Raw genomic sequence first — 16,007 nt, 5'->3', positions numbered from 1 at the left:
GCCCAGGAGGATGTCTCGTGTTCGCGCGTCACACACTGACGGGCTTGCTGCCGTTCCAGGTCTCTTCGAAGGAGGAGAGGGCGGCGCTCGTCAGAGCGTGCACGGACAATCTCACCGCGGCCAACCAGCAGACGCAGACGCCCAGCACCGGTTGCCGGTGGACGTTTCAGATCACGCACAACGAGCACGTCGCCAGGTGGTACCACCAGTGGCTCGACGGGACGAGCCCGATCACCTGGACGATCAAGCTCATCCTCACGATCGCGATCGCGCTCATCCTGCGCAGGCTCACGCACAAGCTGATCACGAAGATCACCGTGCGGATGGCCGAGGGCACGATGTCGGAGCGGCTCCGCGAGAGGACCCGCACGATCTTCGACGGCAGCCCCGTACTGGTCAGCGAGCGGCGCCGGCAGCGGGCCGAGACGATGGGGTCGGTGCTGCGGAGCATCTCCTCGATGATCATCCTCGGTGCCGCCGCCCTCACCGTGCTCGGGTACTTCGGGCTCGACCTCACGCCGTTCCTGGCCAGCGCCAGCATCATCGGCGTCGCGGTCGCCTTCGGCGCCCAGAACCTCGTGAAGGACTTCCTCACGGGCATGTTCATGCTGCTGGAGGACCAGTACGGCGTTGGAGACGTCATCGACGTCGGCGGCGCCAAGGGCACGGTGGAGGCGGTCACCCTGCGAACGACCCGCCTGCGCGACGTCAACGGCGTCGTCTGGTACGTCCCGAACGGGGAGATCAAACGGGTCGGCAACGAGTCGCAGAACTGGGCCCGCGTGGTCCTCGACGTCCCGGTCGAGTACGACGTCGACCTCGATAAGGTCCGCACGATCCTGACCGAGACCGCGTCGGCGCTGGCGGCCGAGCCCCCGTGGGACGAGATCATCCTGGAGGACCCGACCGTCTGGGGCGTCCAGGCGCTCTCCGGGGAGGCGATCGTCGTCCGCGTCGTCTGCAAGACGGCGCCGGGCAAGCAGGCCGACACAGCCCGGGAGCTGCGCGAACGCGTCAAGAAGGCCTTCGACTCGGCCGGCGTCGCCGTCGCGACGTTCAAGGAGGACACCTCGGCCGCGTAGGCTGGGGCCCGTCATGGCACAAGAGGTCACTTTCTACGAAGCGGTCGGCGGCGAGGAGACCTTCCGCCGCCTGGTGCACCGGTTCTACGCGGGGGTGGCCGCCGACCCCCTACTGCGCCCTCTCTATCCCGAAGAGGATCTGGGACCGGCCGAGGAGCGTCTGCGGCTGTTCCTCATCCAGTACTGGGGCGGTCCGCGCACGTACGGCGAGCGGCGCGGCCATCCGCGGCTGCGCATGCGGCACGTGCCGTTCCGGATCGGCAAGGCCGAGCACGACGCCTGGCTCGGCCACATGCGCGACGCCGTCGACGAGCTCGAGCTGCCCGAGCCCCTCGAGACCATGCTCTGGGACTACCTCGTCATGGCGGCGAACAGCCTGATCAACGCCCCCGGCTGAGTCACCTCCGCGCGCGTCGAGCTCCACGCGCGGGCGGGGCTCCACGCGAGTCAGATCCACGCCGGTCAACTCCGCGCGCGGGCCGGGCTCCACGCCGGTCGGCTCCGCACGGGTCGAGCTAAGCGCGGGCCGGGCTCCACGCGGGTCAGCTCCGCGCCGGTCAGCTCTGCGCGCGGGTCGGCTCCGGTGTCGCCGAGTGGGCCGGCGCGCGTTCGGACCGTACCGGGATCAGCAGGGCCGCGACGACGGGGAACGCGACCGCGACGGCGAAGGCCGTCCCGTAGTCGGATCCGCCGACGAGAGACCCGAGCACGGGCGGGGTCGCCGCCGCGAGCAGGTTCTGCCCGGTGTTCTGGATGCCGAGCGCCCGGCCGGCCCAGGCGCGCCCGGCGTACTCCGCCACGGCGGTGTACGCCAGCCCGTTGGTGGTCACCGTGATCACCGCCGCGACGACGAGCACGACGGAGGCGCCGCCCCAGCCCGTCAGCGCGCCCGCGCTGAGCGCGAGCATGACGACGCCGATCCCGGACGCGAGGAGGCGCATCGGCCGCAGCCGGCTGCCCGCGCGATCGGACCAGTGGCCGACGGCCAGCCGCGCCGCGGCGCCGCCGACCTGCGCGGCCGCCAGCAGCCGGCCCGCGGTCGCGGCGTCCCAGCCCCGCGCGTCCACCAGGTAGACGAGGGCGAACGCCGACACCGCGAACTGCGGCACCACGAGCAGCGCGCTCGCCGCGTGGATCCGCCACAGGACCGGCGTACGGTACGGGGAGCGCCCGCCGTGCGGTTCGTGCCCTCCCGTACGGGCGGGGTCGCGGACGACGACCGCCACCAGCAGCGCGGCGGCGAGACAGCAGCAGGCGAGGAACACCAGTCCGCCCGCGAGCCCGGCGCCCGCCGCGAGCGGCGGCAGGGCGAGCGCCGCGAGGCCGACGCCCAGCGGTTGTCCGGTCTGGCGTACGCCCATGGCCAGGCCGCGCTCGTGGGCGGCGAACCAGCCGAGGATGAGCCGGCCGCTGGCGGCGTGGATGGACGCGCCACCGGCTCCGGCGACGAAGAAGCAGGCTCCGAGCGCGACTAGGTGGTGGACGGCGGCGGCGGCAAGGAGCGCTCCGCCGGCCACGGTCAGGCCGGTGGCGAGGACGACTCGCTCGCCCCAGCGGTCCGCGGCCACGCCCCACAGGGCGAGGGTGACGAGGAGCCCCGCCACCGGGCAGGAGATCAGCGTGGCGGCCTGGCTCAGGGAGAGCCCGGCGTCCGCCCGGAGGGCGGGGATGAGGTACGGCAGGCCGTACTGGTAGGCGCACCCGGCGACCATGGCGAACAACCCGACAATGAGGACCGACCATCGTCTGCTCATATTCTGATACTAGCGTCTTGAAATATGAGACGATCATCGACATGCGGAGGCCCCGCCGCCGGATCGGCGACGGGGCCCGCTGTACCGCCCGGGCGCAGGCGCTCAGGGCGGTGGGTGATTCGTTACAGCGGCGGGCGCTGGGCCAGCATCGGGTCCTCCGCGACCTGCGGGACCGAGAGGGCCTTCGCCTGCGCCGAGGAGACGCCGGCCCAGCGGAGCAGGTCGGCGGTCACCCGCGCACGCTGCGCGTCGGGCAGCGCGGCGATCAGGTGGGCGCTGTGGTTCATGCCCGGCGCGACGTACACGGCGGAGTCGCGGCTGCCCGGGCCGACACGGAACGGCTCGGCGCCCCACGGGTCGTTCTGACCGTAGATGAACGTCATGTGGGTCGCGCGGGTGCGGACCCAGTGGTCGATGTCCTTCATCGCCGACGGGTCGAACCGCATCGGGATGTCCGCCGGGACGTAGGTCCGCGGCTGGTAGGTGCTCTCGTAGCGCAGCAGCGGGTGCAGGTGCGTGAACTTCGGCGACGGCCAGCCGAGCTGGGTGCCCGCCTGGTAGTAGTACGGGATGAACGGCTCGAGGCCCTGGTCGGTGTAGGTCAGCGCGCCGGAGATCTTGTCGAAGTAGGAGTAGATGGCGTCGGTCGAGGCGGTCGTCGCCGGGATGTCCTTGCACTCCGACTGCAGGTGGTACTGCCAGAAGGCCCACTCGAAGTCCATCACCGAGTTCTCGAAGGCCCGGTCGACGGTCTTGATGATCTTCCAGGTGTTGCCGGCCTTCTTGGCGTCGGCGCTCATCCGTGCCAGGATCTGCGGGCGGCGCTTGAGCAGTTCGCGCTGCAGGCTCTCCAGGTTGGTCCGGCACTTGGGGTCGGTGCCGACCGTCTTGAAGAACCGGTCGTACGCGCTGTCGTCCTTGTTGTTGACGTCATTCGGCGCGACGTAGGCGACCGTGCCGTCGACGTCCGAGGGGTAGAAACGCTTGTGGTAAGTCGCGGTCATGCCGCCCTTACTCGCCCCGGTCGAGATCCACTTGCCGTGGTAGATGGTCTTGAGAGCCTTGATCAACCGGTGTTCGTCGGTGGCGGCCTGCCAGATCGTGTCCTTCTTCCACACCGCCGGCTCGGGCCGTGACGGCGTGAAGAAGCGGTACTCCACCGAGATCTGGTTGCCGCCGACGAGCGCCGTCGGCTCCGACAGGAACATCGTCTCCGGCGTGTTGTAGCCGCTGGTGTAGAGGACCATCGGCAGGTCGGCGGACTTGTGCTCCAGCAGCACGCGCTGCTCGAACCAGCCGCGCTCCGGGTGCCGATGGTCGACCGGCTGCCGGTAGTTCAGCCAGAACCAGCGGTACCCCGTCAGGGTGGAGGTCTTCTCCTCCACCGTCATACCGGGAATCGCCTTGAGCTTGGCAAGGACGCCGTCGTCCGCCGCTCGTACGGGCGCCGCCGCATGCGCGGTGCCGCCGACACCGCCCAGCCCGGCCGCGAGCAGCAGTGCCAGCATTCCTCGAGAGAGGTTGCGCATTCCTACCCCTTTTGTGTCGGATCGCGAGAATGCAACCGTGACAGTAGGGGTCAAAGAGGTCGGAAATCCCGATCTACGCAGGCTTTGTTACGGAACTGTCGCCGCCCGGCCGAACGTCATGGACGGCAACGACCGAACCCGCCGTACGCCGGCCGTCACCCCACGAGACCGGACTGGTACGCGGCGATGACCAGCTGCGCCCGGTCTCGTGCTTGAAGCTTCATGAGCAACCTGCTCACGTGGGACTTCGCGGTCGCGATCGACACGTGCAGGTGCTCGGCGATCTCCGCGTTGGACAGGCCGCGGCCGACCAGCCGGAGCACCTCGCGCTCCCGGTCGGTCACCTCGTCGAGTGCGCGGTGGTCGTGGACCGTGGGCCGGCGAGTGAACTCGGCGATGAGCCGCCGGGTCACGCTCGGAGCGAGCAGCGCCTCTCCGGCCGCGATCACTCTGATCGCGGCGAGCAGGTCCGCGGGCGGAGTGTCCTTGAGCAGGAACCCGCTGGCACCCGCCCGCAGTGCGGCATAGACGTACCGATCGAGATCGAACGTCGTGAGGATCAGGACCCGCACCGGGACCGGGTCGGGATCGGCGAGCACCCGCCTGGTCGCCTCGATCCCGTCCAGCTCGGGCATCTGAATGTCCATGAGGACCACGTCGGGCCGCTCCCGGCGGATCAGCTCCACCGCCTCCACGCCGGTGCCGGCCTCACCCACCACCGACAGGTCGGACGCCGTCTCCACCAGCACCCGGAAGCCCGCCCGGACCAGCGCCTGGTCGTCCGCGACGACCACCCGGACGCTCACGCCGGCACACCGATGGGCAGGCGGACCGCCACCCGGAACCCGCGCAGCGGCAGCGGTCCCGCGCTGAACTCCCCGCCGTACGCCGCCACTCGCTCGCGCATCCCAATCAGGCCGTGTCCGCCATCGGATCCATCACACCCCGCCCCGTCGTCGGTCACCTCGATGCACAGGTCGTCCACACCATAGGTGAGCAGGACGCGGCCGTTGTCCGTCCCGGCGTGCTTCACCACGTTCGTCAGAGCCTCCTGGACGATCCGGTAGGCCGTCAGGTCGATCCCGGACGGCAGGTCGCGGGGCCGCCCGCGCAGCTGAAGGTCCACGCGAACGCCCGCACGCCCGGTCTGCTCGGCCAGCGCGGGCAGGTCGGCGACGCCTCGCGCGGGCGGCGCCACCTCGCCGCCGGGCGTCTCGTCGCGGAGCACTCCGAGGAGCCCGCGCATCTCCTGCAGGACGGCGCGGCTGGTCGTCTCGATCGCGGCGAGCGCCTTGGCGGCCTCGTCGGGGCGGGTTCCGATCACGTAGTGCCCCACCCCTGCCTGGACCGCGATGACGCTCATGCTGTGCGCGACCGCGTCGTGCAACTCCCGCGCGATGCGCAGGCGTTCCTCGCTGATCGCCCGCCGGGCCTGCTCCACCTTGATCTGCGCCTGCCGCTCGGCCTGTTCGCGCAGCCCTTCGCCGTACGCGCGGGCCTGGCGCATCGCGACGCCCGCGCACCAGGCCGCGAGCTGGACGACGCCGGTCGCGACCACCTGAGAGGTGAGGGAGTTCGGACCGCTGAACGGCGCGGCCGCGCGAACTGCGACCGCGTCGACCGCCATCGCGACCTCGACGACGACGAGCGCGACCGCCGCCGTCCGGGCCGGCCTGAGCAGCGCCACCATGTACACGATGAGCGCGAGGGCGATCATCGGATCCTTGGAGAACCCGAGGAACGCCGACGCCACACTCCCGGCGACGGCCATCGCGAGCGCGAGGACGGGCCGCCACCGCCGGATCGCCACCGTCGCGGCGATCGCACAGGCCAGCCCGACGCCGATCACCACCGGCACGCCGAAGTACGGCCGTACGTCCCACGCGCTCGACACCAGGGCGACCGTGAGCAGCAGCGCGACCACGACGTCGAGGCCGACCCAGTGCGCGAAGGTCAGCCGCCGGGTGAACGGAGGCCGTTGGTCCACCCGCCGACCGTAACCCGCCGACGCCGTTCCGGTCGTCCGTCTCCAGGCTGAACCGCCGGCTCCGTCTCCAGGCTGAAAGGACGCCGGTCTCCCTTGCCCCAGGCGGGCGCGCGAATGCGGTCCACGGCCCGACGCGGTCCGGCAGGGCCCTGCCGCACCGTGGAGGGCACGACGAACCAAGGGGAAGGCATGATCAAGACAACTGCGCTCACCAAGCGGTACGGCGGGACGACCGCCGTCGACGGCCTGTCCATGGAGGTGCGCCCGGGCCGGGTCACCGGGTTCCTTGGCCCGAACGGCGCCGGCAAGTCCACCACGCTGCGGCTGATCCTCGGCCTCGACGCGCCGACGAGCGGCTCGGCCACCGTCTGCGGTCGCCCGTTCCGCACGCTGCACCGGCCGCTACTGCGCGTCGGGGCGTTGCTGGACGCCACCGCCGTGCCCGCGGGACGGACGGCGGACCGGCACCTCGCCGCGCTCGCCCGCAGCAACGGCATCCCGGCGAGCCGGGTACCCGTGGTCCTCGACGAGGTCGGGCTGACGGGCGCCGCGCGCAAGCGGGTCGGCGGGTTCAGCCTGGGGATGAAGCAGCGCCTCGGCATCGCGGCGGCCCTGCTCGGCGACCCGGAGATCCTCATCTTCGACGAACCGGTCAACGGGCTCGACCCGGAGGGCATCCGCTGGATCAGGAACCTGTTCCGGCGGCTCGCGGGCGAGGGCCGCACCGTCCTCGTCTCCAGCCACCTGATGAGCGAGATGGAGAACACCGCCGACCACCTCATCGTCATCGGCCGTGGACATCTGATCGCCGACATGGGCGTGGCGGAGTTCGTCGAACGCGCCTCGCACCGTCGTGTCCGAGTGCGGACACCGTACGGCGGCGAGCTCGCCCGGGTGCTGATCGGTGAGGGAGCCCGGGTCGAGCCGGGCGACGACGGCGCCGTGGAGGTCACCGGCCTCACGGCCGCGCGGATCGGCGACCTCGCGCTGGAACACCGCGTCGCGGTCCATGAACTCGCCCCGCGCAACGCCTCCCTCGAGGAGGCATTCATGGAGCTCACCGCCGGCAGCGTCGAGTACCGCGCCGGGGCCGAGCAGAAGGGAAGCACGCTCCGATGACCACCGTCAGCCTGCCGACCGGCGCGGGGACGCGCCTGTCCCGTTTCACCGACGTCTTCGCGGCCGAATGGATCAAGCTGCGTTCGCTGCGCTCCACCGCGTGGGTGCTGCTGTGCGCGTTCGCGTCCGCCGTGATCATGGGCGTCATCATGGCCGATTCCGAGGTCGGCGAATGGCCGCGGATGTCGCCGGCCCAGCGCGCCGGCGTCGACCCGCTGGCCGATCCCTACCTCGGCTTCATGATCGCCCAGCTCATCGTCGCGACGCTCGGCGTCCTGACCGTGACCGGCGAGTACTCCAGCGGCCTGATCCGCACGACCTTCACGGCGGTACCCGGCCGGCGTACGGTGCTGGCGGCCAAGGCCGCAGTGATCACAGCTGTCAGCGTCCCCGTCGGAGCCATCACCGCGACGACGGCCTTCCTGGCCGGCCAGGCGATTCTCGCCCAGCGGCACATCGGTCTGTCGATCACCGATCCGGGCGCCGTCCGCTCGATCGTCGCGGCGACGTTCTACCTGGTCGCGGTCGCCCTGGTCGGAGCGGGCCTCGGCGTGCTCCTGCGGCACACGGCGGCGGCGATCGGCGGGCTCGTCGCGCTACTCTTCCTCGCCCCGCAACTCATCCACGGCAGCGCCCAGTGGGTGATCGACATCGAGAACGCCCTGCCCGGCAATGCGATCCGGCGGCTCGTCTCCCTCCACGTCGAGCACGGCGCTCCGTCGATGACACACGCGTTCCTCGTGATCGCCGTGTACCCGGCCGTGGTGCTGGCGGCGGCGCTGGTCCTCATCCACCGGCGCGACGCCTGACCATGGCCCTGGACGACCGGATCCCCGGCGGCCGCCGGGGATCCGGTCGTCCGTCGGCCTCGTCGTCCATGGGCCTCGTCGTCCGCCGGCGTTCGGTTCGCCGTGCGGCCGGCGATCGTCAGGCGGTCGCGGCGTACGCCTCCAGGAAGGCCCGCTCACGCTCGTCGAATCGCCGGGTCCGGCCCGCCTTCAGGTCGTAGCCGACGATGACCGAGGTGGCCTGCGCGTACACGTGCTCGTCATCCCGCACGTCGTACGCCAGGCCGAAGCTGGCGGCGCGAATCTCGGTCACCCGCGTCTCCACTCGGACCGGTTCGGGCCGCAGCAGCAACGGCCGCCGGTAGTCGATCTCGTGCCGTGCCACGACGATGCCGCGCAGCGGACGGCGGCCCTCCCGCTGCGGGTCGGTGAAGAACATCGCCACCCGTGCGTCCTCGAGGTACGTCAGGTATCGGCAGTTGTTCACGTGCCCCAGCGAGTCGATGTCACTGAAGCGCACGTGGAACTCGTGCACATGCGCGCTCGAGGGGCCGACGTGACCGGAGTCGACGGCGGGCTGGGTCATCTGTCATCCATCTCGTGAGGCTGCGGGGAGCGGCTTCGGGAGCCGGCACCAGTCTCCCGGTCCGGTCGCCGCGGGACGCGCGCGGGGCGGCCTTCACGGGACTCGGGAGTCTTGCCGACCAAGAGTCATTGGCCGATAGGTCCGACCTCTTTGCGACTCAAAGTCCCAATACACCCCTTGACGCCGCATACGTCGACGTGTTCCCTCTATGTCATCCGACCTCCTGGAGTCCGCCGTGTCCTCTCCCTCCCGCCGCACTTTTCTCCGGACCACCGCCATCGGCACCACCGCGATCGGCGCGACCGCTTTGGGGTCCGCGACGGCCGACGCCCTTCCCACCGGGTCCGCCACGACCGCCGCCTCGCCGCCGAAAGGCATGCGGACCGAGCAGGAGTGGGCCGCGTTCCTCGCCGGATCCGACCTGCGCTGGAAACGCCTGCCCGGCACCTTCTTCGAAGGGCCGTTCCTGGGCAACGGCGCCTTCGGCGCGGCCGCCTACCGCCATCCGACCCGGCAGCGCCTCACGTTCGAACTCGGCGACAGCCGCGTCCGCGATCACCAGGACGGCGTCGGCGCCCTGTTCGGGCACTCGCGGCTGCGCATCGGGTACCTGACCCTGGAGACCGCGGGCGACGTCACAGGGGTCGACCTGCGGCTCTCCCTCTGGGACGCCGAACTCTCCGGAACGATAACGACGACCGCCGGTACGGTCGCGCTGCGATCGTTCGTCCACGCGACCCGCGACCTGCTGGTCGTAGACGCGACGCCGGCCGGCGGGGAGACGGTCGGCTGGACGTTCACGCCCTTCCCGGCGGTGTCTCCACGGCTGGCTTCCAAGCCGCGCCCGGCCGGGCTGAAGGACAACCCCGACCCGGTGCTCGCGGACGACCACTGCGATCAGGACCTGGCCGCGGGCGGCCGGACGACGACGGCATGGCACGTCAACGGGCGGACGCTGCTCGCCACCGTCGCCCACACCTTCCCCGACCGGACCGCGACGGAGGTCGCCGCCCAGCGGCTGAAGCGGGCCGCGCCGCTCGACGAGCTGACCCGCGAACACCGGCGCTGGTGGCACCGCTTCTACCCGAAGAGCTTCCTGTCGCTGCCGGACGCCCGGCTGCAGGCCTTCTACTGGATCCAGCTGTACAAGATGGCCTGCGCGACACGCGTCGACCGGCCGGTGATCGGCACGGCGGCGCAGTGGCTGCAGCCCACGCCGTGGCCCGGCACCTGGTGGAACCTCAACGTTCAGCTGGAGTACTGGCTGATCAACGCCACCGGCCACACCGAGCTCGACTCGCTCACCCGCTCGCTCGACCGGTACCGCGACAACCTCGTCGCCAACACGGCCGAGCAGTACCGGTCCGACTCGGCCGGGATCGGCCGGGTCACGCAGGAGGATCTCCGTTCGGACGCGTTCGGCGTCCCCGGGCAGGTGCCGAGCGGCGACTACGGTGTGCCGGAGGTCGGCAACCTGCCTTGGGCGCTGCACGACGTCTGGATGCGCTACCGGCACACCATGGACGACACGCTGCTGCGGACGGTGCTGTTCCCGCTGCTGCGCCGCGCGATCAACTACTACCTGCACTTCCTGACGGAGGGCTCGGACGGCCGCCTCCACCTGCCGGCGACGTACTCCCCCGAGTACGCCACCACCCGGGACTGCAACTACGACCTGGCCCTGCTCACCTGGGGCTGCCAGGCCCTGCTGGAGGCGGCGGCGCGCCTGAAGATCGATGATCCGCTGATCCCCAAGTGGCACGACGTCCTGAACCGCCTCGTCCCGCCGCCGCAGGGCGACGACGGCCTGTGGATCGGCGCCGACGTTCAGCTCACCACCAGCCATCGGCACTTCTCGCACATGCTGTGGTTCCATCCGCTGCACCTGCTGGACGTCACCGACCCGGCCAACCGGGACCTGCTGAAACGCTCGCTCGCCCACTGGCTGGGGCTGCCGGGCGCGCAGCAGGGCTACACGTTCACCGGAGGCGCGTCCATGAACGCGCTGCTGGGCGACGGCGACTCCGCCCTCACCAACCTGAGCACGCTCCTGACCACGTACGTCAAGCCGAACACGATGTACGCCGAGTCCGGTCCGGTGATGGAGACGCCGCTGTCGGGCGCCCGGTCACTGCACGACATGCTGCTGCAGAGCTGGGGCGGCACGATCCGGGTCTTCCCCGCGATCCCGTCCGCCTGGACGGACGTGGCCATGCAGGACCTGCGCACGGAGGGCGCGTTCCTCGTCACCGCCGTACGGCGCGACGGCCGGACGGCCTTCATCAGCATCCGCAGCCTGGCCGGCGAACCCCTGCGGCTGATCCCCGGCGGCATGACCGGCCCGTACGAGGTGCTCCGCAACGGTAAGGCCGCGAAGTGGCACGAGAGCGGCGGCGTCCTGGAGATCGAGCTGCACAAGGGCGACGAGGCGCTCATCTACCCGGCGGGCACCCGACCGGACACCCGGGTCGCGCCGGTGACCGCCGCGGCCGCCCCGCCATGGGGACTCCCCTAGGATCTCATCGCAAAAAGCAGCCCTCCCCCTTCCGGGGGAGGGCTTCGCTCTTCGAGTGCCCGCGCTGACCGCCGGCGGCGGCCTCAGCGGGTCAGCTTGCGGTGGGTGACGCGGTGCGGGCGGGCCGCCTCGGCGCCGAGCCGCTCGATCTTGTTCTTCTCGTAGTCGGCGAAGTTGCCCTCGAACCAGAACCAGTTCGAGCCCTCTTCCCACGCCAGGATGTGGGTGGCGATGCGGTCGAGGAACCACCGGTCGTGCGAGGTGATCACGGCGCAGCCGGGGAACTCCAGCAGGGCGTTCTCCAGCGAGCTCAGCGTCTCGACGTCGAGGTCGTTGGTGGGCTCGTCGAGGAGCAGCACGTTGCCGCCCTGCTTGAGGGTGAGCGCGAGGTTGAGGCGGTTGCGCTCACCGCCGGACAGCACGCCGGCCGCCTTCTGCTGGTCCGGGCCCTTGAAGCCGAACGCCGCGACGTACGCGCGGCTCGGCATCTCGACCTGGCCGACCTTGATGTGGTCGAGGCCGTCGGAGACGACCTGCCAGACGTTCTTGTCCGGGGCGATGCCGCCCCGGCTCTGGTCGACGTAGGAGATCTTGACGGTGTCGCCGACCTTGAGGCTGCCCTCGTCCGGCTTCTCGTCCGCGGTGACGCCGTCGGGCGCACCCGCGCCGGCCGCGGTGACGATCATCCGGAACAGCGTCGTCTTACCGACGCCGTTCGGGCCGATCACGCCGACGATGCCGTTGGGCGGCAGGTTGAAGGACAGGTCCTCCATCAGGAGACGGTCGTCGAAGCCCTTGGTGAGGTGCTCGGCGACGATCACCGTGGTGCCCAGGCGCGGGCCCGGCGGGATCTGGATCTCCTCGAAGTCCAGCTTGCGGTACTTGGCCGCCTCGGCCGCCATCTCCTCGTAGCGCTGCAGACGGGCCTTGCTCTTGGTCTGGCGGGCCTTCGGGTTGGAGCGGACCCACTCGAGCTCCTGCTCCAGGCGCTTCTTCTTCTTGGCGTCCTTCTGGCCCTCGACCTTGAGTCGCTCGGCCTTCTTCTCCAGGTAGGTGGAGTAGTTGCCCTCGTATCCGACGAGACGGCCGCGGTCGACCTCGCAGATCCAGCCGGCGACGTTGTCCAGGAAGTAGCGGTCGTGGGTGACCGCCAGGACGGTGCCCGCGTACTTCTCGAGGTACTGCTCCAGCCACTGCACGCTCTCAGCGTCGAGGTGGTTGGTGGGCTCGTCGAGCAGCAGGAGATCGGGCGCCTCCAGCAGCAGCTTGCAGAGCGCGACGCGGCGCCGCTCACCACCGGACAGCTTGGTCACGTCGGCGTCGCCCGGCGGGCACCGCAGCGCGTCCATCGCCTGCTCGAGCTGGCTGTCGAGGTCCCAGGCGTTGCGGTGGTCGAGCTGCTCCTGCAGCTTGCCCATCTCCTCGAGCAGCTCGTCGGAGTAGTCGGTCGCCATCTGCTCGGCGATCTCGTTGAACCGGTCGAGCATCGCCTTGGTCTCGGCGACGCCCTCCTCGACGTTGCCGAGGACGGTCTTCTCCTCGTTGAGCGGCGGCTCCTGCGCGAGGATGCCGACGGTGAACCCGGGCATGAGCCGGGCCTCACCGTTGGAGGGCTGTTCGAGGCCGGCCATCATCCGCAGCAGCGTGGACTTACCCGCGCCGTTGGGCCCGACCACACCGATCTTGGCTCCGGGCAGGAAGCTCAAGGTGACGTCGTCGAGAATCACCTTGTCGCCGTGCGCCTTGCGCACGCGCTGCATCGTATAGATGTACTCCGGCATGCCCTCAAGACTAAAGCCTCCGGGGGGATGGCCTCGCCTTGATCTGGCGACGCTCGCCGGTCTTCTTCGTCGCCGGCAGGCAGATCCGGTTGCGGCCGGACTCCTTGGCCCGGTACAGCGCCAGATCCGCGGACGCGAGCAGCTCGATCAGATCGTGTCCGTGCGTGCGGAACAGGGCCACCCCGATCGAGATCGTCACCGTTATGGTCGCGTCGTCGGCCGGCACGCACATCCGGCCCACGCGGCTGCGAAGCCGTTCGGCCACCCGGCAGGCCTCCAGCATGTCGGCGTGCGGGAGCAGCACGGCGAACTCCTCCCCGCCGAACCGGCCCACGACGTCGTACTCCCGCAGCTGCTGGACCAGGGTGGTGGCCACCCCGTGCAGCACCTGATCGCCGGTCAGGTGCCCGTGCGCGTCGTTGACCCGCTTGAAATGGTCGATGTCGATCAGGAGGAGGGCGATCGACTCGTCGGTGCGAACGGCCCGGGTGATCTCGATGTCCGCCTCGAGCTGCCAGGTCGCGGCGTTCAGCAGGCCGGTCTTGGCATCGAGCCGCGCGGCCTTCCGCAGCTGGTGGTGGATCAGGCTGCGCTGCAGCAGCATCACCGGAGGCAGCGCGATCAACAGCATCAGCGGGGTGAGCGCGCAGGAGATGGTGATGAGGATCCCCACGCACACCTCGACCGTGTCGAGCAGGAGGGTCTCGCGGTCCCACAGGGCGTCGCGCCAGCAGGACTTGGGATTGGCGATGTGCACCGCGACCACGACGATGGCCGTGTTGATCAGGGTGAAGAGCACGGCGCACACGACCACCGAAGGGATCATGGCGTTGAGGTCGGTGAGCCACTGGGCCGCGTCGCGGAGCGGGTGCGGGATGACGGCGTGGAACGCCACGGAGGCGGCGGCGCCGGCGAGCCCGTGGGCGGCCGTGACGATCGCCCTGCGATGCAGCATGGTGCGGCGCACCCGCAGCTGCAGCAGGATCTGCAGGGGGATCGGCATCAGCAGCGCGTACACCGGCGGCAGCAGCAGCGCCGCGGGCAGCCACCACGCCGACAGCAGGTCACGCGAGACACCCGCCGGCATGCCGAGCCGCCGCGACGCCTCGATGCTGATCGCCCCGCAGGCCAGCAGCGCGCCGAACACGATCAGCGCTCGGACGCACCATGTCGTGTGCGTGACCGCGAGGGCGATCAGCACGGCGTGCAGCGTGACGACCACGAAGACGTACGGGGCGAGCAGTGGCGGCTGCTCCAGCAACGGCCATCGCCGCGGGATCGCGGCGACGTCACCGCGTCCGTCGCCGGAGGTCTGCAGTGCCGTCATTCATCCCCCTACGGGTCAGGCCGTGACCGCCCGTAGGGCGGCCCCCGCGACGCAGGACGGCGGCTCGTGCGCACTCTTGATCGAATCACGTTCAGTAATAGGATAGTTGCAATGTGTGCGGAGTGGGCAACAAATTCGGTACCTTCTTAGGGCGCCCGGTGGCGGGCGGCGGCCACCCGGGTCGGTGGGCACTGCGCCGAGCCGCACCTGACGTGCTCGCACCGCCGACTCCCCACGTCGGCGGACGCGCCATCTCGGAAGGAACGCACGATGCGCGGCATCTCCTGGATCTGACGACCACCACGTCCCCTTCCCCCACCCACGCGGCAACGCCACGCGGGCCTGTCCGCTTGCGGCCAACCTCTTAGCGAGCGCTCCGGCCGGTGTTCGTACGACACGCGGCCTCAGGCCGGAGCCCGACGTGGCGGTCCATCGGCATGCGTTGGCGACGCGACTCTCTCCCGGCACTGCACTCGCTCCGACGGCCCGCCACGGCGTGTCAGAACGGCCGAGCCGAGCCGGGGTCGGCCGATGCCCTTCGCGCGGCTCTCGTCCACTTTTCGTCGATGGCCGACATGACCGCAACTCGCGCCTTCCGGAATTTCCACCCGTCTACCCCCTAATTTTCGGGATACCGGCGTTATTACCGCGGTTCTTAGCGTGAGGGCTCAGGGCGGTGAACCAGTGCGCCGTCACCCCGGCGCGCCGCCGCTCCACGCAGGTCCGCCCGTTCCGACGGCCAGGCGATCACGTCGGAGTCGCATACGAATCTTCAGTCACGAATATCGATAATTTCACCGGCCGAAACTCGCAACACCGGTTAGCATCGACATTTCTGCGGCGTTGTTTACGCAAACGAGGATGCGGCGTTAATAACGTCCGATTAGTCAATCATTTACGGTTTTATCGGGAAGTTGCTAAATGCGTAATCGGCGAACCCGGCCGTCGATCGTCGGGTGGGCGACCGTCCGGGCGACGGCGGTCACCGCGGCGATCGCCATGACGTTCGGCCTTGCACCGCCCGCCGCGGAGGCGGCGGCGGCGGCCGCACATCCCGCGGGCCCGCGTGGCCACCCTCGGACACACCGGATTCACGGTTACGACCTGCAGGTCGACGGCGACAAGGCCGATGTGAGCTGCGACGCGCGTGCCCGGGCCGAAGGTGAGCGTCTCTGATCAGCTTAGGGATCCGTAGTCACATTGGAGTGTTGCGACTGGAGGATCTGCCCATCGGGGTGGGGTGGCGTGGGCATGCAGATGGAAGCCTGCGCCCAGGGCCGCTCCTTTTGGCCGGTGCCGTGGACGGTCCCGGCGGATGGTGGGGGTGTTTGAGCTGATCGTGTGCACGATGGTCGTGCGGACGCCCTGGTACCGGCAGGCCGCCCGAGGCGGCCTGTGGTCCGTGTGAGCGTTTCCCTCCGGACGCTGACCCGCCGACCCGCGAGGGTCGGGGGTGGAGGGTGCCCCGCGTCGCCTGGGCACGGGGCGTGGAGATCGGCGCGGGGTAGGGCCAGTCTTGGACCGGTCACCCCCGGTCGC

At 70.3% G+C, this 16,007-nt stretch carries 12 protein-coding genes and 1 pseudogene; 6 read left to right on the top strand and 7 right to left on the bottom strand.

Annotated features, from left to right (window positions below; translation table 11 throughout):
* Positions 1 to 17 precede the first annotated feature (17 nt).
* Together AB0I04_RS42015 and AB0I04_RS42010 are read left to right on the top strand one after the other, a co-directional pair.
* Positions 18 to 1,082 carry a mechanosensitive ion channel family protein gene (locus AB0I04_RS42015; RefSeq protein WP_360898020.1) on the top strand — a complete coding sequence of 355 codons (1,065 nt, stop codon included), beginning with the start codon at positions 18 to 20 and terminating at the stop codon, positions 1,080 to 1,082.
* A 13-nt stretch (positions 1,083 to 1,095) separates the two neighbouring features.
* Positions 1,096 to 1,473: pseudogene (locus AB0I04_RS42010) on the top strand (globin); the annotation flags it as partial.
* 166 nt (positions 1,474 to 1,639) lie between these two features.
* Here AB0I04_RS42010 and AB0I04_RS42005 read toward each other — a convergent pair.
* The 4 genes from AB0I04_RS42005 to AB0I04_RS41990 all read right to left on the bottom strand — a co-directional run bounded on the left by AB0I04_RS42005 (position 1,640) and on the right by AB0I04_RS41990 (position 6,352).
* Positions 1,640 to 2,836: an MFS transporter gene (locus AB0I04_RS42005; RefSeq protein ID WP_360898018.1), complete on the bottom strand. Its 1,197-nt coding sequence runs from the start codon at positions 2,834 to 2,836 to the stop codon at positions 1,640 to 1,642.
* Positions 2,837 to 2,958: 122 nt separating this feature from the next.
* A complete protein-coding gene (locus tag AB0I04_RS42000; RefSeq protein ID WP_360898016.1) occupies positions 2,959 to 4,365 on the bottom strand; it encodes a S28 family serine protease in 1,407 nt (468 codons plus the stop codon).
* Between the two features lie 155 nt (positions 4,366 to 4,520).
* Positions 4,521 to 5,171, bottom strand: coding sequence for a response regulator transcription factor (locus AB0I04_RS41995; protein WP_360898014.1), 651 nt, complete (start codon positions 5,169 to 5,171; stop codon positions 4,521 to 4,523).
* Positions 5,168 to 6,352, bottom strand: coding sequence for a sensor histidine kinase (locus AB0I04_RS41990; RefSeq protein WP_360898012.1), 1,185 nt, complete (start codon positions 6,350 to 6,352; stop codon positions 5,168 to 5,170). Before AB0I04_RS41990 ends, AB0I04_RS41995 begins: the two co-directional genes overlap by 4 nt.
* A gap of 189 nt (positions 6,353 to 6,541) precedes the next feature.
* On the opposite strand from AB0I04_RS41990, the gene AB0I04_RS41985 reads away from it, so the two are divergent.
* Both AB0I04_RS41985 and AB0I04_RS41980 read left to right on the top strand, forming a co-directional pair.
* A complete protein-coding gene (locus AB0I04_RS41985) occupies positions 6,542 to 7,471 on the top strand; it encodes an ATP-binding cassette domain-containing protein (RefSeq protein ID WP_360898010.1) in 930 nt (309 codons plus the stop codon).
* Positions 7,468 to 8,280: a hypothetical protein gene (locus AB0I04_RS41980; RefSeq protein WP_360898008.1), complete on the top strand. Its 813-nt coding sequence runs from the start codon at positions 7,468 to 7,470 to the stop codon at positions 8,278 to 8,280. The genes AB0I04_RS41985 and AB0I04_RS41980 overlap by 4 nt, the downstream gene beginning before the upstream one ends.
* A gap of 118 nt (positions 8,281 to 8,398) precedes the next feature.
* Here AB0I04_RS41980 and AB0I04_RS41975 read toward each other — a convergent pair whose 3' ends face one another.
* Positions 8,399 to 8,845 (bottom strand): thioesterase family protein, encoded by a 447-nt coding sequence (locus AB0I04_RS41975; RefSeq protein ID WP_360898006.1) that lies wholly within the window; start codon positions 8,843 to 8,845, stop codon positions 8,399 to 8,401.
* A 235-nt stretch (positions 8,846 to 9,080) separates the two neighbouring features.
* Between AB0I04_RS41975 and AB0I04_RS41970 the strand changes: the two genes are divergently transcribed.
* Complete coding sequence (locus tag AB0I04_RS41970) at positions 9,081 to 11,360, top strand: glycoside hydrolase family 95-like protein (RefSeq protein WP_360898004.1); 2,280 nt, start codon at positions 9,081 to 9,083, stop codon at positions 11,358 to 11,360.
* Positions 11,361 to 11,443: 83 nt separating this feature from the next.
* On the opposite strand, the gene ettA is transcribed toward AB0I04_RS41970, so the two are convergent.
* Positions 11,444 to 13,141 carry an energy-dependent translational throttle protein EttA gene (gene ettA, locus AB0I04_RS41965; protein WP_360898002.1) on the bottom strand — a complete coding sequence of 566 codons (1,698 nt, stop codon included), beginning with the start codon at positions 13,139 to 13,141 and terminating at the stop codon, positions 11,444 to 11,446.
* Positions 13,142 to 13,151: 10 nt separating this feature from the next.
* Complete coding sequence (locus AB0I04_RS41960; RefSeq protein ID WP_360898000.1) at positions 13,152 to 14,468, bottom strand: GGDEF domain-containing protein; 1,317 nt, start codon at positions 14,466 to 14,468, stop codon at positions 13,152 to 13,154.
* Between the two features lie 921 nt (positions 14,469 to 15,389).
* On the opposite strand from AB0I04_RS41960, the gene AB0I04_RS41955 reads away from it, so the two are divergent.
* Positions 15,390 to 15,644 carry a hypothetical protein gene (locus tag AB0I04_RS41955; protein WP_360897998.1) on the top strand — a complete coding sequence of 85 codons (255 nt, stop codon included), beginning with the start codon at positions 15,390 to 15,392 and terminating at the stop codon, positions 15,642 to 15,644.
* Positions 15,645 to 16,007: the final 363 nt, after the last annotated feature.

It is taken from the genome of Actinoallomurus sp. NPDC050550, from assembly GCF_040655075.1.
GTDB lineage: Bacteria > Actinomycetota > Actinomycetes > Streptosporangiales > Streptosporangiaceae > Actinoallomurus.
This window is presented reverse-complemented; position numbering and strand designations above follow the sequence as displayed.

What these genes read in the sequence shown, in the direction of transcription:
- AB0I04_RS42005 (WP_360898018.1), bottom strand. Translation starts at nt 2,836, where the DNA reads ATGAGCAGACGATGGTCGGTCCTCATTGTCGGGTTGTTCGCCATGGTC.
- AB0I04_RS42000 (WP_360898016.1), bottom strand. Translation starts at nt 4,365, where the DNA reads ATGCGCAACCTCTCTCGAGGAATGCTGGCACTGCTGCTCGCGGCCGGG.
- AB0I04_RS41985 (WP_360898010.1), top strand. Translation starts at nt 6,542, where the DNA reads ATGATCAAGACAACTGCGCTCACCAAGCGGTACGGCGGGACGACCGCC.
- AB0I04_RS41980 (WP_360898008.1), top strand. Translation starts at nt 7,468, where the DNA reads ATGACCACCGTCAGCCTGCCGACCGGCGCGGGGACGCGCCTGTCCCGT.
- AB0I04_RS41975 (WP_360898006.1), bottom strand. Translation starts at nt 8,845, where the DNA reads ATGACCCAGCCCGCCGTCGACTCCGGTCACGTCGGCCCCTCGAGCGCG.
- ettA (WP_360898002.1), bottom strand. Translation starts at nt 13,141, where the DNA reads ATGCCGGAGTACATCTATACGATGCAGCGCGTGCGCAAGGCGCACGGC.
- AB0I04_RS41960 (WP_360898000.1), bottom strand. Translation starts at nt 14,468, where the DNA reads ATGACGGCACTGCAGACCTCCGGCGACGGACGCGGTGACGTCGCCGCG.
- AB0I04_RS41955 (WP_360897998.1), top strand. Translation starts at nt 15,390, where the DNA reads ATGCGTAATCGGCGAACCCGGCCGTCGATCGTCGGGTGGGCGACCGTC.